The following is a 20,701-nucleotide window of genomic DNA, read 5'->3' as shown; positions in this document are numbered from 1 at the left end:
CCGCCGTCAGGCGCCGGGCTCGGCCGGTGCGACGAGCGACGGCGCGACGGGCTCCTCGATGCCGCCCGCCTCGACCGGCAGGTTGCGCAGCTGGTGGACCTCGGACTCGAGCGCCGCGACCGTCTTGCGATAGCGCCGCTGCGCGAGGCTCGCGCGCGCGAGCCGGCCGGCGAACGCGGCGAACGCCGCGGCGAGACCGACCGCGAAGCTCCCGACGAGCGCGAGCCAGAGCGGCACGCCGTGCAGCGTGCCGATCACGTAGTGGATCGAGACCGGCTCCGCGTTCTCGTTCGAGAAGCGCATTCCGCTCCACACCGCGGCCACGAACAGCACGACCCACACCGAGCGTCGCAGCAGAGCCACCGCACCCCCCTCCGGCTCGCCCCGTCCGCGCGTCTCAGTCGTCGTCCGACGAGAGCGGCGCGGTGGACTTGTCCACCATCTCCTTGAGCTCCTTCCCGACCTTGAAGAAAGGAGTCCGTTTCGCGCTGATGTGGACGGGCTCGCCCGTCTTCGGGTTCCGCCCTTCGCGCGCTTCGCGCACCTTCACCTGGAAGCTGCCGAAGCCGCGGATCTCGATGCGCTCGCCCGATTTCAGGGCCTCGATCATCGAATCGAAGATCGTGTTGACCACGACCTCCGTGTCCTTCTTGGAAATGTGAGGCGTGAGACGCGCCACCTCTTCGATCAGGCCGCTCTTCGTCATCGTCCGTCGCACTCCGCCGCTGCCGCCGCCGGGGTCCGCCCCCGGCGACGAGGTGGATGGACGGGGCGGCGCGCGCACGCGCGCCGCCCCGCCGGCACGTCTAGTCGCCGTTCGATTCGGTCGCCGCGAGCTTGCCGGCGAGCAGGTCGCCGAGCGTGGTCGTCTGGCTCTTGGCTTCCTTCGCCGCCTGCTCCTTCAGCGCCGCCCGCTCCTCGCGATTCGTGAGCGCGCGGATCGAGAGCGAGATCTTCTGCTCCGCCGGGTCGACCTTCGTCACCAGCGCCGTCACCTCCTGGCCGTCCTGGAAGTGCTGCGTCGGGTCCTCGATCTTCTCCGTCGACAGCTCCGAGCTGTAGATCAGGCCCTCGATGCCGTCCTCGAGCCGGACGAACACGCCGAAGTCCGTGACGCTCGTGACGGGCCCCGTGATCTCGCTTCCCACCGGGAACTTCCGGCGGATGTCGTCCCACGGGTTGGGCTGCAGCTGCTTGATGCCCAGCGAGAACTTCTCGTTCTCCTTGTCGATCTTGAGCACGACGGCCTCGAGCTCGTCGCCCTTCTTGAACTTCTCGCTCGGGTGCTTGATCACCTCCGTCCACGAGATGTCCGAGACGTGCACGAGCCCGTCGATGCCCTCGTCGAGACCGATGAAGACGCCGAAGTTGGTGATGTTGCGGACCTGGCCCGACACGCGCGTGCCGACCGGGTACTGGCTCTCGATCACCGTCCACGGGTTGGGCTCGATCTGCTTCATGCCGAGCGAGATCTTGCGATCGCGCTCGTCGACGTCGAGCACCACGGCCTCCACCGCGTCGCCGATGGCGACCATCTTCGACGGGTGCTTGACGCGCTTCGTCCACGACATCTCGGAGACGTGCACGAGGCCCTCGATGCCCGGCTCGAGCTCGATGAACGCGCCGTAGTCCGTGAGCGACACGACCTTGCCCTGCACGCGCTTCCCGATCGGGTAGCGCATGCCGACGTCGATCCACGGGTCGGGCTGGATCTGCTTGAGCCCGAGCGAGACGCGCTCGCTGTCCGTGTCGAACTTGAGCACCTTCACCTTGATCTCGTCGCCCACCGAGAAGATCTCGCTCGGATGCGAGATGCGGCCCCACGACATGTCGGTGATGTGCAGGAGCCCGTCGATGCCGCCGAGGTCGATGAAGGCGCCGTAGTCCGTGAGGTTCTTGATCACGCCGTCGATGATCTGCCCCTCGGCCAGCGTCTTCAGCGTCTCGTCGCGCAGCTGGCGCCGCTCGGTCTCGAGCAGCGCGCGCCGCGACAGCACGATGTTCCCGCGTCGCTTGTTGAACTTGATGATCTTGAACTGGAGCTTCTCGCCGAGCAGCGCCTCGAGGTTCCGCACCGGCCGCAGGTCGACCTGCGAGCCCGGGAGGAACGCCTTGACGCCGATGTCGACGGAGAGCCCGCCCTTGACGCGCGACACGATCGTGCCGTCCACGGCCTCGTCGCTCTCGTAGGCCTTGGAGATCTCGTCCCAGACCTTGAGGCGCTCGGCCTTCTCCTTCGAGAGCACGACGCGCCCGTCCTCGTCCTCCGGCTCCTCGACGAGCACGTCGACGACGTCGCCGACCTTGACGAGCATCGTCCCGTCGTCGTCCATGAACTCCCAGCTCGCGACGAGCCCCTCGGACTTCCCGCCGACGTCGACCTGGACGTGATCGCTGTCGATCGACAGCACCTTTCCGCGGACGACCTCGCCCTCCTTGAACGGAGTGCTCCGGTCGCCGAACAGATCTGCAAACGTTGCGTGGTTCGATTCAGTCATGAATGTGGATCGCTTTCCTCGGGTGGCCGCCCACTCGTGGGGGCAGCCTGGATTTCCGGGTTCGGGCCCCCGGATCGGGCCTCCTCGCGCAGCGGGACGAGACGCTGCGGGGGCGCCGCATGGGCCACCTCCGCGAGCGTCTCGCGAGCCGCTGCGAGAAGTCGTTCGAGCGCTTCGGCGTCGCCGGACTCGACGGCGCGCGCGAGCTCGCCGAGCGCGTCCGCGACGCGCTGGATGGGCCCCGCGAGCGACTTGCCGTTCGTCGCCAGGATGTCGGCCCAGAGCTCGGGATTGCTGTGCGCGATGCGCGTGAAGTCGGCGAAGCCGGTCGCCGCGAGCTCGCCCGCGCCGCGCGGCGCGGCGCCGAGCGCGAGCGCATAGGCGTACGCGGTCACGTGCGGCAGGTGGCTCGTCCACGCGACTTCGGCGTCGTGCGCGTCGGGCGTGCGCCGCACGACGCGCGCGCCGAGCGCGCGCCAGAGCGCCTCGACCTTCGCGGCCGCTCCCGCGTCGGTCGACGCCACGGGCGTGACCACGACGGTGCGGCCCTCGAACAGGTCGGCGCGCGCGTGCTCGACGCCGACGCGGTGGCTCCCGGCCATCGGGTGCGAGCCGACGAAGTGCACGCCCGCCGGCAGCAGCGCGGGCAGCGTCGCGACGGGCTGCGCCTTCACGCTGCCGACGTCGGTGACGATCGCGCCCGGCGCGAGGTGCGGCGCCGCTTCCTCGAGCACGCGCGCCATCGCCGCGACCGGCGTGCCGAGCACGACGAGGTCGGCGCCGCGCAGCAGACGCGGGAGGTCGGCCGGGCCGCCCGCCTCGTCGACGACGCCCGCGGCGAGCGCGGCCTCGAGCGGAGCCGCGCGGCGCGCCATGCCGACCGCGTGTGCGGCCACGCCGCGCGCGCGCGCCGCGAGCGCGACCGAGCCGCCGAGCAGGCCGAGCCCGAGCACCGCGAGGCGCGCGAAACGCGGCGCGGGGCCGGAAGCTCCGACCGTGAGGGCGTCGCTCACGCCGCCGCCTCCCGCACCTTGCGCAGCGCCTTCGCCGCGCGCTCGTTCTCCTCGGCCGTGCCGATCGTGATGCGCACGCAGTCCTCGAGCCCGAAGCCGCGCATCGGGCGCACGATCACGCCTTCGCGCAGGAGCGCGTCGTACACGCCCGCGCCCGTGCGCGCGAGCAGGAAGTTCGCGTCCGAGGGCCACGTCTCGACGCCGAGCGCGGCGAGCTCGCGCTCGAGGTAGGCGATGCCCTCCGCGTTGACGGAGCGCGTGCGCGCGACGTGCTCCGCGTCGTCGAGCGCCGCGACCGCACCGATCTCGGCGAGGCGGTTCACGTTGAAGGGGTGCCGCGCGCGCTCGAGGTAGCCGGCGAGCTCCTCGTCGCAGACGCCGTAGCCGACGCGCACCCCCGCGAGGCCGTAGATCTTGGAGAACGTGCGCAGCACCGCCGTGCCCGGCCTGCGCTTCGTCCACGCGAGCGCGTCCGGGAAGTCGGCGCGGCGCGCGTACTCGAAGTAGGCCTCGTCGACGCACACGACGACGTCGTCGGGCACGCGCTCCATGAAGCGGTCGAAGGCGGCCGCGCCGATGCTCGTGCCCGTCGGGTTGTTCGGGTTGCACAGCATCACGAGGCGCGTCTGCGGCCCGACGGCCTCGAGCATCGCGTCGAGGTCGTGGACGAAGCCCGCGGCGAGCGGCACGGCCGTCGCGTCGGCGCCCATGCCCTTCGCGACGATCGGGTACATCGCGAACGAGGGCCACGGGTAGACGACGTGGCGCCCCGGCGCGAGCAGCGTCTTCGCGAGGAGCTCGAGCAGCTCGTCGCCGCCGGCCGTGAACACGAGCTGCCGCTCGGCCACGCCGAGCCGCTGCGCGAGCTTCGCGCGCAGCGCGAAGCTCGCGCCGTCGGGGTAGCGGTTCACGCCGCCGACGGCGGCGCGCATCGCCTCGACCGCGCGCGGCGACGGCCCGAGCGGGTTCTCGTTCGACGCGAGCTTCACCGAGCCCGAGATGCCGAGCTCGCGCTCGAGCGTCTCGATCGGCTTGCCCGGCTCGTAGGGCGCGAGGTCGAGGATGTGCGGGTTGATGCGATCGCGCAGCGCCATGCTAGGCCGTGCCTCCGCCTTCGCGCACGGCGCGCGCCGCGCTCTCGGGCGTCTTGGCCGCCGGGAACGAGCCGAGCAGCTTGTGCGAGTGCGCGACGCCCGCGGCCGCGTCGAGCGCGGCGCGCACGTTCGCGTCGTCGACGTGGCCCTCCATGTCGACGAAGAACAGGTACTCCCAGGGCTTGCCCTTCATCGGCCGCGACTGCACGGCCGTGAGGTTCACGCCGTGCGCGGCGAACGGCTCGAGCAGCCGGAAGAGCGCGCCGCTCTGGTCCTTGCTGATCGTGAAGACCGCCGACGTGAGGTCGGCGCCGCTCGCCGCCGGGCGGTCGCGCCCGATCACGAAGAAGCGCGTGCGATTCCCCTTGCGATCCTCGATCGACGGCTCGAGCACCTCGAGCCCGTAGACGTCGGCGGCGACGTCGCTGCCGATCGCGGCGAACGTCGCGTCCTCGGCCGCGGCGCGCGCGGCGGCCGCCGTGCTCGCCATCTCGACGAGCTCGATGCCGGGGAGCGCGCGCTGCAGCCAGCCGCGGCACTGCGCGAGCGGCTGCGGGTGCGAGCCGACGCGCTTGATGCGGTCGAGCGAGCCGGCGTTCGTGAGCAGGTTCTGCCGCACCTCGAGCTGGAGCTCGCCGCAGATCACGAGCTCGCTCTCGACGAGCGCGTCGAAGCACTCGGTGACGGCGCCCTCGGTGGTGTTCTCGACCGGCACGACGCCGTAGTGCGCGCGCCCGCGCTCGACGAGGTCGAAGACCTCGCGGATGTGCGCGGCGGGAAGCCGCTCCACGAGCGCCCCGAACTGCCGCACCACGGCCTGGTGGCTGAACGTGCCGTCGGGGCCGAGGAACGCGACGCGCACCGTCTCCTCGAGCGAGCGCGTGGCGGAGACGATCTCGCGGAAGACGGGTTGGATGCCGGCGTCGGGGAACGGGCCGCGGTTCTGCGCGACGAGCGCCTGGATCAGGTCGCGCTCGCGGCTCGCCACGTACACGGGCGCGCGTCCGGTCTGCGCCTTGAGCCGCCCGACCTCCTTCACGAGCGCCGCGCGCGCGTTCAGGCGATCGAGGATCTCGCGATCGATCGAGTCGATCTCGCCGCGAAGGCGGCCGAGCTCGGCCGTGAAGTCGACGAGCTCGGACGCGGAGCGGCGTTGATCGTCGGACATGCGACCGCGTGGCTCCGGCCCGAGTCGGTACGGAACGCAACGCGTGCCTCGGAAACGCGCGCTGCGTGCGTCGGCGCGTTCGGCCGACGCCATCTCGCCGTCGTCGACGGAGGGTGCGGCGGGGCTCGCGCGCGCCGGCGTGGGAGCGCCGACGCCGAGGGGACCGCTAACCCCGCGAAAAAGCTGGCGCAGGATAGGGGACGCCCCTGCGCGCGGCAATCGCCCGCCGGCGGAATCCGTTGTGCGGACAAGGGGTTATCGGAGGCCCCGCGCGCGCGCCGCCCGGCGCGCGCCGCGGCGGCGGCCGACCGGGCCAACTCCTTGAAATCGCAAGCGGTTCGATTCGCCGTCGCGCGGCCGGGGCCCGGTCAAGCGACCGGGCTCCGCCTCCGATGGTGCCGGCGGGAACCACCATGAGCCTCGACCGCCGACCCACCAAGCTCTCGACGAAGGTCTTCGCCTTCGTCTCCGCCACGACGCTCGCGAGCGCCGTGGTCGTCTCGTGGATCGCGATCGAGGCGCTCTCGACCGAGCTCGACGCGCGCCTGCGCTCCTCGCACCCCGCGAGCCTCGCGCGCCAGGAGCACGAGCTCCGCGAGCAGCTCGCGAGCCGGCTCGCCGCGAGCGACGCCGCGCTCGAGGACGTCCTCGCCGACCCCGACCGCTGGCCCGTGCTCGAGGACGCGCTCGCGGCCGCGTCGCGCAGTGGCGCCCTCGCGCTCGCCCTCGTCGACGTGCGCGGCCGGACGTTCGCGGGCGTCCTGACGCCGCCCCCGGACGCCGCGTCGCTCGCCCCGCTCCTCCCGCTCCTCACCGAGCCCGCCGAGATCCCCGCCGCGGACGACGCGCTCGTCGGCGTGGCCACGCCGCTCGGGCCGCCCGACGCGCCCGTCGCCTATCTCGTGGGCGGCGTGCCGCGCAGCGTCGCGGGCGCGCCGATCCGCGCGGCGGCGCTGCGCATCCTCGTCGCCGCGGCGTGCCTGGTCGCGCTCTTCTCGCTGATCGCGCAGCGCATCCTGCGCCGCTGGATCGAGCCCGTCGGGCACCTCTCGCAGGTCGCGCGGCGCGTCTCGCGCGGCGAGCTCGACGTCGACCTCGACGCGCCCGAGTTCCACCGGCGCGACGAGATCGGCGTCCTCGCGCGCACCTTCGACCAGATGCTGCTGCGGCTGCGCACCAACCAGCGCGAGATCGAGCGGAGCAACGCCGAGCTGCGCGAGCGCAACGGGGAGCTTCGCCGCGCGAACGAGGTGCTCTCTCAGCTCTCGATCACCGACGGCCTCACCAAGCTCCACAACCACCGCCACTTCCAGGATCTCTTCGCGCGCGAGACGAAGCGCAGCGACCGCACGGGCGAGCCGCTCTCGCTCATGCTGATCGACCTCGACGACTTCAAGCAGCTGAACGACCGCTACGGGCACGCGGCCGGCGACCAGGTGCTCGCGCGCCTCGCCGGCATCCTGAACGAGCGCGTGCGCGAGACGGACGTCGTCGCGCGCTACGGGGGCGAGGAGTTCGTCGTGCTGTCGCCGTCGACCGACCTCGTCGGCGCGCGCGTGCTCGCGGAGAAGATCCGGCTCGCGGTCGAGCAGAGCGGCTTCCCGGTGGACGAGCACGACGCGCCGCTGCTCGTCTCCGTCTCGGTCGGCGTCGCGCAGTACACGGGCCACGCGAAGCGCTTCTTCCGCGCGGCCGACGCCGCGCTCTACCGCGCCAAGGCGGCCGGCAAGAACTGCGTGGTGGCGGCCGACGAGCCCGGCGAGACGGGCGACGCTGCCGACTAGCCCGTTCGTCGCGCGCGCCGCCTGCTCCCGCGCACCGCGCGCCGGTTGAGCGCGCACCGGCGCTCGGGCATGCTCGGCGCATGACGCGCATCGTCGGCCTCTCGGGCGGCATCGGCTCGGGCAAGAGCACCGTGTCCCGCATGCTGGCCGAGCTCGGCGCCGTGGTGATCGATGCCGATGCGATCGTCCACGAGCTCCAGGCCCCCGGCACTCCGCTCCTGGCCGAGATCGCCGCCGCCTTCGGCGACGGCGTGATCGCGCCCGACGGCTCGCTCGACCGCAAGGCGCTCGGCGCGGTCGTGTTCGCCGACGCCGAGGCGCGCGCGACCCTCGGCCGCCTCGTCCACCCGCGCGTCGGCGCGGAGATGCTCCGCCGCACGCAGGCGGCGCGCGAGGCCGGCGCCCCGCTCGTCGTGCTCGACATCCCGCTGCTCTTCGAGGGCCGCGCCGCGAACACCGGCACGGCCGCGCGCATGGGCTACGACGAGACGGTGCTCGTCTGGGTGCCGGTCGAGACGCAGGTCGAGCGCACGATGGCGCGCGACGCGTGCACGCGCGCCGAGGCGCAGGCGCGCATCGCCGCGCAGATGCCGATCGACGAGAAGAAGGCGCTCGCCGACCACGTGATCGACAACGCGGGGAGCGTCGAGGCGACGCGCGCGCAGGTCGAGGCGCTGTTCGCGGCGCTCGTCGCGACGGCGGCGACCGCCGCCGCTCCACCCGCCTAACGCGGCTCGCGCAGCGGGGCCTTGAGCTCGGCGACGAAGCGCGCGACCGAGTCGACCGCGTCCGCGCGCGACGCCGCGGCCTCGATGCGCTCGACGATGGCGCTCCCGACCACGACGCCGTCGGCATGGAGTCCGACCTCGCGCGCCTGCTCGGGCGTCGAGATGCCGAAGCCCACGCAGACGGGTGCCGGGCCCGCCGCTCGCGCGGCGCGCACGCCCTGCTCGATGCCGCGCGCGAGCTCGCTCCGCGCCGAGGTGACCCCCGTGAGCGAGACGTAGTAGAGGAAGCCCCGCGTCTCGCGCGCGAGCATCGCGAGGCGGGCGGGCGTGGTCGTCGGCGCGGCGAGGAGGACGGGCGCGATGCCCGCCGCGCGGCAGGCGGCGAAGAACGCCGCGCCTTCCTCGGGCGGGAGATCGGCGACGATCACGGCGTCGACGCCCGCCTCCTGCGCCGCCTTCGCGAACGCCTCGTCGCCCATCGCGAAGAAGTTGTTCGCATAGCCCATCAGCAGGATGGGCACGTCGGTGCGCGCGCGCACGCGGCGCACGAGCTCGAGGATGCGGCGCAGCGTCGTGCCGCTCGCGATCGCGCGCTGGCTCGCGCGCTGGATGGTCGGGCCGTCGGCGATCGGGTCCGAGAAGGGGACGCCGAGCTCGATCACGTCGGCGCCGGCCTCGGCCATCGCGAGCACGAGCTGCTCGGTCGTTTCGAGGTCGGGGTCGCCCGCGGTGAGGTAGGGAAGGAACGCGCGCTCGCCGCGCGCGCGGAGCGCCGCGAAGCACGCGTCGAGCCGCTCGATGCCGGTCGCCGGGCGCGCCATCAGTGCCTCGCGCCGCGCGCGAGCAGCTCGCGCACCTCGGCCACGTCCTTGTCGCCGCGGCCCGAGAGGTTCACGACGACGAGCGCGTCCTTCGGGAGCGTCGGCGCGAGCTTCAGCGCGCCGGCCACGGCGTGCGCGGACTCGAGCGCCGGGATGATGCCCTCCGTCCGCGACAGGAACACGAACGCGTCGAGCGCCTCGTCGTCGTTCGCGACGACGTACTCGGCGCGGCCGGTGTCCTTGAGGAATGCGTGCTCGGGGCCGACGCCCGGGTAGTCGAGCCCGGCCGAGATCGAGTGCGCGGGGAAGATCTGGCCGTCGTCGTCCGACATCACGTACGTGCGCTGGCCGTGCAGGATGCCGGGCTCGCCGGCCGTCAGCACCGCGCCGTGCCGGCCCGTGCCGACGCCCTCCCCGCCCGGCTCGACGCCGACGAGGCGCACGCCCGCGTCCTCGACGAAGGGATGGAACAGGCCCATCGCGTTGCTGCCGCCGCCGACGCACGCGATGCACACGTCGGGGAGCCGCCCCTCCGCCTCGCGCAGCTGGTCGCGCACCTCGAGGCCGATGATGCGCTGGAAGTCGCGCACGAGCGTCGGGTACGGGTGCGGGCCCATCACCGAGCCGATGCAGTAGTAGGTGCTGCGGATGTTCGTCACCCAGTCGCGCATCGCCTCGTTGATGGCGTCCTTGAGCGTGCACGAGCCCGACGAGACGGGGTGCACGCGCGCGCCGAGGAGCTCCATGCGGAAGACGTTCAGCGCCTGGCGGCGCGTGTCCTCCGAGCCCATGTACACCTCGCACTCGAGCCCGAGCAGCGCGCACGCGGTCGCCGTCGCGCAGCCGTGCTGGCCGGCGCCCGTCTCCGCGATCACGCGCGTCTTGCCCATGTGCTTCGCGAGCAGCACCTGGCCGAGCACGTTGTTGATCTTGTGCGCGCCGGTGTGCGCGAGATCCTCCCGCTTCAGGTAGACCTTCGCGCCGCCGAGCTCCGCGGTCGTGCGCGCCGCGAAGGTGAGCGGCGTCGGCCGCCCGGCGTAGGTGCGCAGCAGGTGGTCGAGCTCCGCGCGGAACGCCTCGGTCGACGCGATGGTGCGCAGCGCGCCCGACAGCTCGTCGAGCGCGGCGACCAGCACCTCCGGCACGTAGCGACCGCCGAAGGCGCCGAAGCGACCCGCGGCATCGGCCTCGCTCTTCACTCCGCCTCCTCGGCCCGCCGCACCGCCTCGACGAACGCCCGCATCTTCGCCGGATCCTTCCTGCGTCCGTCGCTCTCGACGCCGGTCGCGACGTCGACGCCCCACGGCAGCAGGTCGCCGACGCCCGCGATCGCCTCGCCCACGTTGTCGGGGTCGAGACCGCCGGCGAGGATCACGTCGAGCCCCATCTCGATGAGCTTCGAGGCCTCGCTCCAGTCCCACGACTTGCCCTGGCCGCCGCCCTCGGTCGGGTGGTCGAGCAGCAGGATGCTTCCCGGATACTGCTCTGCCATCTCGACGTCGGCGCCCGCGATCGCCTTGATGACGGGGAGCTCGATCATCTCGACCTCCTCCTCCGTCTCGGCGCCGTGGAGCTGCACGCGGTCGAAGTCGACGCGCCGCAGGACGCGCTCGATCTCCTCCCAGGGCTGATCGCGGAACACGGCCACGCGCTCCGCGCCCGTCCCCTCGAGCCGCGCGCAGATCGCCTCGGCGACGCGCACGTCGACGCGCCGCTTCGAATCGGGCACGAAGTTCACGCCGACGAGGTCGGCGCCGGCCTCGACCGCCGCCGCCGCGTCGTCCGCGTCCACGACGCCGCAGATCTTGATCCGAACGCTCCCGCTCACGTTCTCCTCTCCTCCGCCGCGCCGTGCGCGGCAGCGATCGGACGCGCGATCAACGCGCGTCCCCTCTCCCGCGAAGCCTCCGCAACGCCGCTGCGACGTCCGGCTCGCGCATCAGCGATTCTCCCACGAGAAAGGCCCGCGCGCCGGCCGCTTCGAGCCGCGCGACGTCCTCCGGCGCGTGGATGCCGCTCTCGGCGACGAGGAGGACGTCGTCGCGGCCGCGCAGCCGCGCCGCGAGCCGCTCGGTCACGGCGAGATCGGTGTGGAAGGTGCGCAGATCGCGGTTGTTGACGCCGACGAGCGTCGCGCCCGCGTCGAGCGCGACGTCGAGCTCGGCCTCGTCGTGGACCTCGACGAGCGCGTCGAGCCCGAGCTCGGCGGCGCGCTTCGCGAAGGCCGCGATCTCGCGCGGCGCGAGCGCGGCGACGATCAGCAGCACGGCGTCCGCGCCGGCCGCGCGCGCCTCGTCGACCTGGTAGGCGTCGACCACGAAGTCCTTGCGGAGGAGCGGCAGCGCGACGGTCTCGCGCACCCGGGCGAGGAACGCGAGCTCGCCGCCGAAGTAGTGCGCGTCGGTGAGCACGGAGAGGCACGCGGCGCCGCCCTCCGCGTAGGCGCGCGCGCACGCGACGGGCTCGAAGTCGGCGCGGATGAGTCCCTTGCTAGGAGACCGGCGTTTGAGCTCGGCGATCACCGCGGGCGCCGGCGCCGCCCGCAGCGCGCGCGCGAACCCGCGGGTCGGGCCCGCCGTCGCCTCGGCGCGCTGCGCGCGCTCGGCCATGGCGGCCGGCGCGACGGCGCCCTTCGCCGCCTCGACCTCGCCGCGCTTGTGCTCGAGGATCTCGTCGAGGATGGTCACGCCGCCGCCCCCGGCCCCGCCCGCGTGCGCGCGATCGCGTTCGTCGCGCGCACGAGCGCGTCGAGCTTCTCGCGGGCGGCGCCCGAGTCGATGCTGTGCCGCGCGCGTTCGAGCCCTTCCGCGAGGTCGCGCGCACCGCGCGCCACCCAGATCGCGGCCGCCGCGTTGAGCGTCGCGATGTCGCGCGCGGCGCCCGGCTCGCCCGCGAGCACGGCGCGCGCGATCTCCGCGTTGCGGGCGGCGTCGCCCCCGTCGAGCGCGCCGGCCGCCGGCGGCGCGATGCCGAGCGCGCTCGGCTCGACCGACAGCACGCGCACCTCTCCGCCGTCGAGCAGCGCGGCGGCGCTCGGCCCGCGCGTCGTCAACTCGTCGAGGCCGTCGCTCCCGTGCACGACGAGCGCGCGCTCGCCGCCGAGCCGTCCGAGCGCCTCGGCCATGGGTCGCAGCAGCGCGGCGTCGTACACGCCGACGACCTGGTAGCGGGCGCCGACCGGGTTGAGCAGCGGCCCGAGTGCGTTCATCAGCGTGCGGATGCCGAGCTCCTGGCGGACGGGCGCCACGTGCCGCATCGCGGGGTGGGCGGTGCGCGCGAAGAAGGCGGCGATCCCCGTCTCGCGCAGCACGCGCGCGCTCTCCTCGATCGAGAGGTCGATCGCGACGCCGAGCGCTTCGAGCAGGTCGAAGCTGCCGCTGCGGCTCGTGGCCGCGCGGTTGCCGTGCTTCGCGACGGGCACGCCCGCGCCGGCGACGACGAAGGCCGCGGTCGTCGAGACGTTGAAGGTCTTGGCCGCACCCGCGCCGCCCGTGCCGCAGGTGTCGACGGTGCGGTCGTCGGCGGCGAGCGCCGTCCTCGCGCGCGCGCGGAGCGCGCGCGCCGCGGCGACCATCTCGCCGACGGTCTCGCCCTTCGTGCGCAGCGCGACGAGCAGCGCCGCGATGCGCACGGGCGTCGCGCGCCCGTCCACGATCTCGCCGAACGCGGCCTCGAGATCGGCCGCGTCGACCTCGCGACGCGCCGCCGCCGCCTCGATCGCGCGCGCGAGGCTCACGCGGCGCTCTCGCCGCGGCAGCGCGCGAGGAAGTTGGCGAGCAGCGCCTTGCCGGCCGACGTCAGGATCGACTCCGGGTGGAACTGCACGCCCTCGACCGGCAGCTCGCGGTGCCGCACGCCCATCACCTCGCCGTCCTCGCTGCGCGCAGAGACGACGAGCGCGGGCGGCCAGGTGGCCTCCTCGATCACGAGCGAGTGGTAGCGCGTGGCCTCGAACCCCTGCGGCAGGCCGCGGAACACGCCCTTGCCGTCGTGCTCGATGCGCGAGGTCTTGCCGTGCATGATCGAGCGCGCGCGCACGACCCTGCCGCCGTAGACGACGCCGATCGCCTGGTGACCGAGGCAGACGCCCAGCACGGGCGTCCCGCGCGCACCGAACTCGCGCACGACGTCGATGGAGACGCCCGCGTCGTGCGGCGTTCCCGGCCCGGGCGACACGACGACGCCTTCCGGCGCGCGGGCGAGCAGCTGCTCGAGCGTCTCGACGTCGTTGCGCACGACGTCGACGTCGGCGCCGAGCTCGCCCAGGTACTGCACGAGGTTGTACGTGAACGAGTCGTAGTTGTCGATCATGAGGAGGCGCATCGGCGTCAGTCCGTGCCCTCGCGGGCCAGGTCGATCGCGTGCACGAGCGCGCGCGCCTTGTTGAGCGTCTCCTTGAACTCGAGCTCCGGGTCGGAGTCCGCGACGACGCCGGCGCCGGCGAGCATCGTGATGCGGCCGTCCTTCACGACCGCGGTGCGGATCGTGATCGCCATGTCCATGTTCCCCGAGTAGTCGACGTAGCCGACGCAGCCGCCGTAGACGCCGCGCCGCACGGTCTCGAGCTCGTCGATGATCTCCATCGCGCGCACCTTCGGCGCGCCGGAGAGCGTGCCGGCCGGGAACGTCGCGCGCAGCACGTCGAGCCAGTCGAGCCCCGCGCGCAGGCGCCCGTGCACGTTCGAGACGGTGTGCATGACGTGCGAGTACTTCTCGACGATCGCGTACTCGTCGACGACGACCGAGCCGATCTCGGCCACGCGCCCGACGTCGTTGCGCCCGAGGTCGACGAGCATCACGTGCTCGGCGATCTCCTTCGGGTCGGTGCGCAGCTCGTGCTCCATGCGCGCCTCGTCCTCGGGGTCGCGGCCGCGGCGGCGCGTGCCGGCGATCGGGCGCACGTCGACGCGGCGCCCTTCGAGGCGCACGAGGATCTCGGGCGACGCGCCGATCAGCACGGCGCCCTCGGCGCGCACGAAGAAGAGATAGGGGCTCGGGTTGATCATGCGCAGCTGGCGGTAGATCGTGAAGGGATCGACCTGGAGCGGCACGGAGAACTGCTGCGCGAGCACGACCTGGAAGATGTCGCCCGCCTCGATGTACTCCTTCGCGCGCTTCACGACCTCGTGGAACTGCTCGCGCGTCATGCTGCGCTCGACGTCCATCGGCTCGCGCGCGGCCTCGCGACGCGGCTCGGGAGCGAGCGGTGCGCGAAGCAGGTCGACGACGGCGTCGACCTCGCGCCGCGCCTCCGCATAACGACGGGCCGGGTCGTCGCCGGCGCGCACGTGCACGTGCTTCACGATCAGCGCCGTGTGCCGGACGTTGTCGTAGACGACGACGGTCTCGGGAAGGCAGAACGCGAGGTCGGGGAGCCCGACGGTGTCGGGGTTCGCGTCCGGGATGCGCTCGACGAAGCGCACCCAGTCGTAGCCCACGACGCCCACCGCTCCGCCGACGAAGCGCGGCAGGTCGAGGTCGTCGGGCTTCACCGCCCGGTAGCGCGCGAGCTTCGCGCGCAGGAACTCGAGCGGGTCGCCCTCGGCGGTCGCGCGCTCGTGGCGGTCGCCCTCGAACCAGTCGATCTCGCGTCCGCGCGCGCGGAAGCGCGCGCGCGCGCCCGTGCCGATGAAGCTGTAGCGGGCCCACTTCTCGCCGCCCTGCACGCTCTCGAGCAGGAAGCTCGTCCGGCCGTCGTCGAGGCGGCGGAAGAGCGAGAGCGGCGTGTCGAGATCGGCGAGGATCTCGCGCGCGACGGGGATCAGGTTGCCTTCGCGCGCGAGCGCTTCGAACTGTTCGAGCGACGGTCGCAGCACCGTGTTCTCACTGGCGCCCGTTCCGGGTCGCCGGGCCGCGACCACCGCGGGCCGCGAAAGGTAGGGGCGCCGGTCCTCGGTCGCCGCAGGGTCGCGGCGGCCTCCTCGCGCGAGGCGAGCCGCGATCGAAGCGCATGGGCCGGAGGGCGTCAACGGCCGCGCGCGTCGCCGCTCACGGCGCGCCGGCGCCGATCCAGCCGCCGCGCTTCGCGAAGGGGTTCGAGAGATCGTCGCCGAGCCCGAGGATCGTGTAGCGGAAGCGGACCTGGAGCCCCTGGTTGCGCGAGTCCGAGAGCTCGAGGCCCGCCGCCCAGCATCCGCACTTCGACACGTAGTCGACGGTCGCCGCGTTCGTCAGGAACTGCGAGCCCTCGAAGCTGTAGTTCGCGCGGTACTGCAGGATGAAGCGATCGAGCACCGGCACGTAGACGCCGCCCGAGAGCTGCGAGATGCGGTCGAACGAATCGGGCCTCCCGGTCGTGTACGACGCGCTCTGGAACTGCTCGTAGAACTGCGGCGCGTCGCGCAGGTAGCGGTAGCGCGCGAGCAGCGACGCGCGGCCGACGAGCGGCATCCACAGCTCCGCCAGTCCCTCCGCGACCTCGGCCTTCCGCTCCGCGTCGAGCGCGAGCAGGAAGCGCGCGTTCGCGCGCCCGAGACGCAGGCTGCGCCCCTCGAGCACGAGCTTTCCGTACTCGCCCGCGGCGAAGTCGCGATCGAACGCGACCCCGACCTCGCCGAGCAGGCGGCGCGTCGGCCCGCGGCCGAGGTAGAAGCGGCTGTCGACCCCGACCACCAGCCGGTTCGTCGAGGCCACGACGTCGGCCGGATCGCGCACGACGGCGTCGAGCGCCTGCTGTCGCACGCGGTCCTGCAGGCGCGCCGTCTGCGGCGTGAAGAGCGGGTTCGTGCGCTGTCCGCGCTCGCTGTCGACGAAGGCCCAGCCGACGTGCGGCACGAGCTGGTGCTCGACGGGCGCGCGGCCCTCGCGCGCGTAGGTCCGCTCGAGCCGCAGCGACAGGTCGCTGCGACCCGTGATCTGGCCGCGCTCCTCGTAGCCCTGCAGGTCGCTCCAGTAGAGCGTCTCGCGATAGCCGCCCTCGCTGTACCACTCGAGCGCGCCGAACGGTCGCAGCGGAACGCCCATGCGGGGGTGCACGGTGAGTCGATGGCCGCGGTCGGCGAGCGGCTCGCCCTCGTCGAACACGGCGTTGCCGTCGCCGGGAACGGTCACACCCGCGATCTCGAGCGGTGCGATGCCGATGTCGTAGAAGCGACCGCCGACGAGGTCGGTCGTGCCGCCGACGAGCACGCGCGCCGGGTCGCGCTCGCGCCCGAAGAACGCGTAGTCGACGTCGAGCGCCGACGTCAGCCACGGAAGGCCGGCGAGCGGCCCGGACAGCCACTCGGCCTCGGCCCCGCCGTAGCGCTGCAGCAGGAACGGGTCGCGATCGAGTCCGTCGAGGCCCTGCAGGTCGTTCGCGTACGAGCCCGTCAGCTGGAAGGTCGCGCGGCGCTCCTCGCCCACGCCGCCGAACGCGAACGCGCGCGCCTCGAGGTAGCGGTCGCGGCGACGAGCGGTGAGGTCGTCGAAGTCGAGCGCGTACTGGTTGTCGGTGACCCAGGCCCCGTCGATCTTGACGCGCGTCCCGAGCGGCAGGTCCTGGTCGTGCTCGATCGCGGCGAACCCGCGGTCGCGCATCGCGCCCATCGGCGTTCCGTCGCGCGCGAGGTCGAGCGGCACCTTCGACCCCGTGGCGCTCGCGGTCGACGTGTCGTGCAGGAAGGCACCGCGAAGCTCGGTGCGCGAGCGCTCGCCGTAGACCGCCTCGATCTCGAGGTCCTGCTTGAACCCGCGCCGCGTCGAGTACTGCGGCGTCGCGAGCACGTTCACGTTCTCGCGCGCGGCCCAGAAGAACGGCAGGCCGACGAGCAGGCCGTTGCGGTTCCCGAACGACACGTCGGGGACGAGCAGGCCCGTCTGCCGCTCCGTCTTCACGGGGTAGAGCAGCCACGGGAGCCACACGACGGGAACGCCGAGCACCTCGAGCGTCGTGTTGCAGGACGTCCCGTAGCCGCCGACGTGCACGTCCGAGCGCGCGGCGTGCAGCTCCCACGGCAGGCGATCGTGCTCGTCCGGGCAGCGGCAGGCCGTGAAGCGCGCGCCGCGGATGCGGTAGCGGTCCTCGCCCGTGCGCACGAGCTCCTCGGCCGCGATGCGGAAGCCCGTCTCGCCCATGTCGAGCTCGGCGCCGAACACCACGCCGTCGAGCGTGTCGACGTCGAACTCGAGGAAGCGCGCGGCGACGGCCTCGCCCTCGGCGCGGTAGACGACGTCGCCGCTCGCGACGCCGATGCGGGTGGAGGCGCCGAAGGCCGCCCAGCGGGCCTCGAGCTCGCGCCCGCCCTGCACGACCCGCACGTGGCCGTCGGCGACGTACACGTCGCGGTCGCCGAAGTACTCGATCACGTCGGCGGTGATCTGCGCGGGCTCGCCCGGCTCGAAGCGCGGCGTCTGCGCGCGCGCGCTGGGCGGCGCGGCGACGAGCGCGATCGCGAGAGCGGCGAAGGCCGCGGTCCCGATCCCCATGCGCCCCAGGCGCCCCGTGCGCGCGAGCAAGCGGCCGCCCCCCCGGTGCCGATGTGCCGTGGCGGGCGGACCCTATCAGATCCCCGCGCGGCGGACTGCCCGGGCCGGCGGGCGAAAGGGACGGACGGGACGGACGGGACGGATTGGGAACGCGGCGGGGGTCGCGGTGTGTGGCGCGCGACGCGCGCTAGGCGGGGCGCTCGAGGCAGGCCGTCAGCGTGTCGAGGCTCGGCGTCACGAGCACGTCCTCGACGAGCCGCAGCGCCTTGCGATCGAAGAGCTGGTGCAGCGCGCGGTGCGCCTCGAGCATCGTGAGCCCCGTGTCGTCGGCGAGGCGTCGCAGCGTCGTGCGGATGCGCATGCCGTCGGCGCACGGCTCCGCCTCGTCGACGAGCACGCGCACGAGCGGACGCACGAGGTCGTCGACGCCGAGCTTCGAGAGCCGCCGCTCGGCGTCGATCAGCCGCTCCGTCAGCATGTGGATGACGCGGATCGCGACCTCGGGGCGGTCGATGCACAGCCCTTCGAAGGTGGCGGCGTCGAGCTGGATCAGGCGCGTCGGCACGAGCGCCACCGCGCGCGCCGTCCGGCGCTCGCCGAGGATCACGCTCATCTCGCCGAAGAACGCGCCGGGGCCGAGCCTCGCCACGACGCTCCGGCCGCTCGCACCGAGGCGCGAGAGCTCGACCTCGCCGCTCTGGATCACGAAGACCGAGTCCCCTTCCGCGCCTTCCTCGAAGACGATGTCGCCGGCCTCGAGCTGGCGCTCGTACGTCTGCTTGATCCGGAACTCGGTATCCGTGCCGCCCACGGCGCCCCTCCACCGGCGCGCTGCGCTCCGGCCGGTCGCGAATCGACCGGCCCCGGGGAGGGCTTGAGATGGGCCACGCGCGATGCGCGATCGGGCGAGCGCCCTAGTCGGCGGACGCGGCCGGGCCTGCGCGCATGCGCGCGAGCGCGAGCGACGCCTCGAGCTCGTCGAGCTCCACGGCGCCGACGTGCCGCGCGACGATCGCGCCGTCGGGCGCGAGCACGACCGTGGTCGGCAGCCCGGGCGCGCCGAAGGCGAGTGCGAGGTCGAGGTCGCCGAGCGCGATCGGGTAGCGGACGCCCTGCTCGGCGACCCACGGAGCCACGACCTCCGCCCCATCCTCGTCGGTCGCGACGCCGAGCACCGCGACGTCCCCCTCCGCCGCGTGGGCCTCGGCGAAGCGGTTCAGGACGGGGACGGTCTCGAGACAGGGCGCGCACCAGGTCGCCCAGAAGTCGAGGACCGCGACGCGCCCGGCGAGGTCGGCGAGCGCGACGCGCCCGCCCCCGAGCCGGGGCAGGTCGAACGGCGGAGAAGGCTCGCGCGAGGTGAGCGGGGCGGCTCCCGGCTCGGCGACGGCCGCGGGCGAGCCACCGGGAGCATCGGCCCGCCCGCAGCCCGCGAGCAGGATCGCGAGTGTGAGCGCGAATGCGAGTGCGAGAAGGCGCCCGCGCCTCGGGCGCGGGCGCCTTCTCGCGCACCGTGCGCGGACGCGACGAAGCCCGCCGCGAGCCGGGCTCGCGGCGGGCGCCGTCGTCTCCGCGGCTACCAGCCTTCGGGCGCCGACGCGACGTCGGACTCGGGCGGCGTCTCGCGATAGCGGTCCTGGTAGGCCGACGCGGGCTCGTCCTGTCGACCGAAGAACTCGATCTGCTGCTGGCCCGTCAGGTGGCCCGTCGTGATCACGTAGTCGCCGAGCACCGACGGCTCGAGCACGACCCGCGCCACCTCGGCATCTCCACCCGAGAACGCCCACGCCAGCCCGCCGACGACCACGCCGCCGAGCGCGTAGGCCGTCTTCACCGGTGCGTAGAGCAGGCTCGCGATCGCGGACCCGAGGCCCACGCCCGCGTCCTTCGCCATCGCCGCATCGTCCGCCCAGCTGGCGGCGGGCGCCGCGGCGACGGCGACGGCGCAGGTGATGACGGCGCCGATGCGCCGCGCGCCGGTCGCGCGTCGGCGCTCCGTCCGACTCGTTCGTTCCATCCCGTTCATGCGTTCCAACGTCCTCTCCTTTCACGGAGCCGCCGGCAGGGGCGGTTCCGCATCCCCCCAATTCGACCGAGTGTGGCGAGTCGCGCTCGGGCTGGCAACCGCCTAACAGCGTTCGACCGCGGGGGCGCGCGGCGTTTCGACACCGGGAGACTCGCGCGGGGTGATCGGCGACTCAGAACGTTCGTGCGGTGTCGAGCAGGAGCGTCACCGGCCCCGCGTTCGCGAGCTCGATATCCATCATCGCGCGGAATCTTCCCGTGACGACGCTCACACCCAGTGCGCGCGCCGCGCTCGCGACGCGGTCGACGAGTGGCTCGGCGCGCTCGGGCGGCGCGGCGTCCTGGAACGACGGTCGCCGTCCCTTGCGCGCGTCTCCGAGCAGCGTGAACTGCGAGACCACGCCGAGCGCGCCGCCGGTGTCGAGGAGCGAGCGGTTCATCCGCCCCTCGTCGTCGGGCAGGACGCGCAGGTGCACGAGCCGGTGCGCGAGCTCGTCGGCCGCCTCCGGCCCGTCGCTCGCCGCGACGCCGACGAGCGCGAGCAGGCCCTCCCCCATCTCGCCGACGAGCTCGTCGCCCACGCGGATGCGCGCGTAGCGCACGCGTTGGACCACCGCGCGCAGGGCTCAGATCCTGTCCTGCTGGGCGAAGCGCCCGCGGTAGATCGCCTCGCCCTCGGTGCGCATCAGCACGAGCTGGCAGATCCGAACGCCCGCGTGGATGCGCAGCGGGTGCCCGGAGATGTTCCCCATCTCGAGGACCTGGTGGTTCCGCACGCCCGGCTGCACCAGCGCAGAGGTCACGTGGATCATGAGGCCCAGCCGCGCAAACCGGCTCCGGCCTTCGAGAAATCCGACCAGATCGGACGGCAGGTCGACGCGCTCGCGCGTGATGCCGTGGATGGTCGCACCGGGCGCGAGGACGTAGGGCTCGGCGAGCGACGCGACGCGCGTGTGCTCGCGGTAGTCGCTCGACTCGCGGATGTCGATCGGCGCGGGGCCGCGCTCGATCACGCGGATCTCGTCGCCGAGCGTGAGGTCGATCGAGGCGGGACCGATCTGGTCGTCGGCGAGCGGGTCGACGACGAGCCGCCCGGCTGCGAGCTCGCGGCGGATCGCGTCGCGCGTGAGCACTCCCATGCGGGCGCGAATAGCACAGCGGCGC

The 20,701-nt window shown here is 73.4% G+C and carries 21 protein-coding genes; 2 read left to right on the top strand and 19 right to left on the bottom strand.

Annotation, left to right across the window (positions count from 1 at the left end; translation table 11 throughout):
- Nucleotides 1-6 precede the first annotated feature (6 nt).
- From R3E88_10210 to pheA, 6 genes are all read right to left on the bottom strand, one after another.
- Nucleotides 7-363 carry a lipopolysaccharide assembly protein LapA domain-containing protein gene (locus tag R3E88_10210; protein ID MEZ4216837.1) on the bottom strand — a complete coding sequence of 119 codons (357 nt, stop codon included), beginning with the start codon at nucleotides 361-363 and terminating at the stop codon, nucleotides 7-9.
- Nucleotides 364-397: 34 nt separating this feature from the next.
- Nucleotides 398-706 carry an integration host factor subunit beta gene (locus tag R3E88_10205; GenBank protein ID MEZ4216836.1) on the bottom strand — a complete coding sequence of 103 codons (309 nt, stop codon included), beginning with the start codon at nucleotides 704-706 and terminating at the stop codon, nucleotides 398-400.
- Nucleotides 707-806: 100 nt separating this feature from the next.
- Entirely contained in the window at nucleotides 807-2,498 is a 1,692-nt protein-coding gene (locus tag R3E88_10200) for a 30S ribosomal protein S1 (GenBank protein ID MEZ4216835.1), read from the bottom strand.
- Nucleotides 2,495-3,511: a prephenate dehydrogenase gene (locus R3E88_10195; protein MEZ4216834.1), complete on the bottom strand. Its 1,017-nt coding sequence runs from the start codon at nucleotides 3,509-3,511 to the stop codon at nucleotides 2,495-2,497. The genes R3E88_10200 and R3E88_10195 overlap by 4 nt, the downstream gene beginning before the upstream one ends.
- Nucleotides 3,508-4,605, bottom strand: a complete 1,098-nt coding sequence (gene hisC, locus R3E88_10190) for a histidinol-phosphate transaminase (protein ID MEZ4216833.1) — start codon at nucleotides 4,603-4,605, stop codon at nucleotides 3,508-3,510. Before hisC ends, R3E88_10195 begins: the two co-directional genes overlap by 4 nt.
- A gap of 1 nt (nucleotide 4,606) precedes the next feature.
- A complete protein-coding gene (pheA, locus tag R3E88_10185) occupies nucleotides 4,607-5,773 on the bottom strand; it encodes a prephenate dehydratase (protein ID MEZ4216832.1) in 1,167 nt (388 codons plus the stop codon).
- Between the two features lie 413 nt (nucleotides 5,774-6,186).
- On the opposite strand from pheA, the gene R3E88_10180 reads away from it, so the two are divergent.
- Nucleotides 6,187-7,557: a diguanylate cyclase gene (locus R3E88_10180; GenBank protein ID MEZ4216831.1), complete on the top strand. Its 1,371-nt coding sequence runs from the start codon at nucleotides 6,187-6,189 to the stop codon at nucleotides 7,555-7,557.
- Between the two features lie 80 nt (nucleotides 7,558-7,637).
- Complete coding sequence (gene coaE, locus R3E88_10175) at nucleotides 7,638-8,285, top strand: dephospho-CoA kinase (GenBank protein MEZ4216830.1); 648 nt, start codon at nucleotides 7,638-7,640, stop codon at nucleotides 8,283-8,285.
- Here the strand turns inward: coaE and trpA are convergent.
- The 13 genes from trpA to dcd all read right to left on the bottom strand — a co-directional run bounded on the left by trpA (nucleotide 8,282) and on the right by dcd (nucleotide 20,676).
- A complete protein-coding gene (gene trpA, locus R3E88_10170; GenBank protein MEZ4216829.1) occupies nucleotides 8,282-9,106 on the bottom strand; it encodes a tryptophan synthase subunit alpha in 825 nt (274 codons plus the stop codon). The two genes, coaE and trpA, sit on opposite strands and share 4 nt — an antisense overlap.
- A complete protein-coding gene (gene trpB / locus R3E88_10165) occupies nucleotides 9,106-10,305 on the bottom strand; it encodes a tryptophan synthase subunit beta (GenBank protein ID MEZ4216828.1) in 1,200 nt (399 codons plus the stop codon). Before trpB ends, trpA begins: the two co-directional genes overlap by 1 nt.
- Nucleotides 10,302-10,934, bottom strand: coding sequence for a phosphoribosylanthranilate isomerase (locus tag R3E88_10160; GenBank protein ID MEZ4216827.1), 633 nt, complete (start codon nucleotides 10,932-10,934; stop codon nucleotides 10,302-10,304). The genes trpB and R3E88_10160 overlap by 4 nt, the downstream gene beginning before the upstream one ends.
- Before the next feature lie 49 nt (nucleotides 10,935-10,983).
- Nucleotides 10,984-11,793 (bottom strand): indole-3-glycerol phosphate synthase TrpC, encoded by an 810-nt coding sequence (trpC, locus tag R3E88_10155; protein ID MEZ4216826.1) that lies wholly within the window; start codon nucleotides 11,791-11,793, stop codon nucleotides 10,984-10,986.
- Nucleotides 11,790-12,842, bottom strand: coding sequence for an anthranilate phosphoribosyltransferase (gene trpD / locus R3E88_10150; GenBank protein ID MEZ4216825.1), 1,053 nt, complete (start codon nucleotides 12,840-12,842; stop codon nucleotides 11,790-11,792). Before trpD ends, trpC begins: the two co-directional genes overlap by 4 nt.
- A complete protein-coding gene (locus R3E88_10145) occupies nucleotides 12,839-13,429 on the bottom strand; it encodes an aminodeoxychorismate/anthranilate synthase component II (GenBank protein MEZ4216824.1) in 591 nt (196 codons plus the stop codon). The genes trpD and R3E88_10145 overlap by 4 nt, the downstream gene beginning before the upstream one ends.
- A gap of 5 nt (nucleotides 13,430-13,434) precedes the next feature.
- A complete protein-coding gene (trpE, locus tag R3E88_10140; protein ID MEZ4216823.1) occupies nucleotides 13,435-14,922 on the bottom strand; it encodes an anthranilate synthase component I in 1,488 nt (495 codons plus the stop codon).
- 172 nt (nucleotides 14,923-15,094) lie between these two features.
- Nucleotides 15,095-17,512, bottom strand: coding sequence for an LPS assembly protein LptD (gene lptD, locus R3E88_10135; protein ID MEZ4216822.1), 2,418 nt, complete (start codon nucleotides 17,510-17,512; stop codon nucleotides 15,095-15,097).
- 187 nt (nucleotides 17,513-17,699) lie between these two features.
- Entirely contained in the window at nucleotides 17,700-18,323 is a 624-nt protein-coding gene (locus R3E88_10130) for a cyclic nucleotide-binding domain-containing protein (protein ID MEZ4216821.1), read from the bottom strand.
- A 103-nt stretch (nucleotides 18,324-18,426) separates the two neighbouring features.
- Nucleotides 18,427-18,951, bottom strand: coding sequence for a TlpA disulfide reductase family protein (locus R3E88_10125; GenBank protein ID MEZ4216820.1), 525 nt, complete (start codon nucleotides 18,949-18,951; stop codon nucleotides 18,427-18,429).
- A 137-nt stretch (nucleotides 18,952-19,088) separates the two neighbouring features.
- The gene (locus R3E88_10120; protein MEZ4216819.1) at nucleotides 19,089-19,547 is read right to left on the bottom strand and encodes a hypothetical protein; all 459 of its coding nucleotides are present in this window, start codon (nucleotides 19,545-19,547) and stop codon (nucleotides 19,089-19,091) included.
- A gap of 163 nt (nucleotides 19,548-19,710) precedes the next feature.
- A complete protein-coding gene (gene dtd, locus R3E88_10115; protein ID MEZ4216818.1) occupies nucleotides 19,711-20,160 on the bottom strand; it encodes a D-aminoacyl-tRNA deacylase in 450 nt (149 codons plus the stop codon).
- Nucleotides 20,161-20,163: 3 nt separating this feature from the next.
- Complete coding sequence (gene dcd / locus R3E88_10110) at nucleotides 20,164-20,676, bottom strand: dCTP deaminase (GenBank protein MEZ4216817.1); 513 nt, start codon at nucleotides 20,674-20,676, stop codon at nucleotides 20,164-20,166.
- Nucleotides 20,677-20,701: the final 25 nt, after the last annotated feature.

The organism is Myxococcota bacterium (assembly GCA_041389495.1).
GTDB lineage: Bacteria > Myxococcota_A > UBA9160 > UBA9160 > UBA4427 > JAWKRT01.
The sequence above is the reverse complement of the archived record's forward strand: the minus strand, read 5'-3'. Positions and strand labels throughout refer to the sequence as shown.

Excerpts from the sequence above, each read along its gene's own strand:
- R3E88_10205 (MEZ4216836.1), bottom strand. The coding sequence starts at position 706 with ATGACGAAGAGCGGCCTGATCGAAGAGGTGGCGCGTCTCACGCCTCAC.
- R3E88_10200 (MEZ4216835.1), bottom strand. The coding sequence starts at position 2,498 with ATGACTGAATCGAACCACGCAACGTTTGCAGATCTGTTCGGCGACCGG.
- hisC (MEZ4216833.1), bottom strand. The coding sequence starts at position 4,605 with ATGGCGCTGCGCGATCGCATCAACCCGCACATCCTCGACCTCGCGCCC.
- pheA (MEZ4216832.1), bottom strand. The coding sequence starts at position 5,773 with ATGTCCGACGATCAACGCCGCTCCGCGTCCGAGCTCGTCGACTTCACG.
- R3E88_10180 (MEZ4216831.1), top strand. The coding sequence starts at position 6,187 with ATGAGCCTCGACCGCCGACCCACCAAGCTCTCGACGAAGGTCTTCGCC.
- coaE (MEZ4216830.1), top strand. The coding sequence starts at position 7,638 with ATGACGCGCATCGTCGGCCTCTCGGGCGGCATCGGCTCGGGCAAGAGC.
- trpA (MEZ4216829.1), bottom strand. The coding sequence starts at position 9,106 with ATGGCGCGCCCGGCGACCGGCATCGAGCGGCTCGACGCGTGCTTCGCG.
- R3E88_10145 (MEZ4216824.1), bottom strand. The coding sequence starts at position 13,429 with ATGCGCCTCCTCATGATCGACAACTACGACTCGTTCACGTACAACCTC.
- lptD (MEZ4216822.1), bottom strand. The coding sequence starts at position 17,512 with ATGGGGATCGGGACCGCGGCCTTCGCCGCTCTCGCGATCGCGCTCGTC.
- dcd (MEZ4216817.1), bottom strand. The coding sequence starts at position 20,676 with ATGGGAGTGCTCACGCGCGACGCGATCCGCCGCGAGCTCGCAGCCGGG.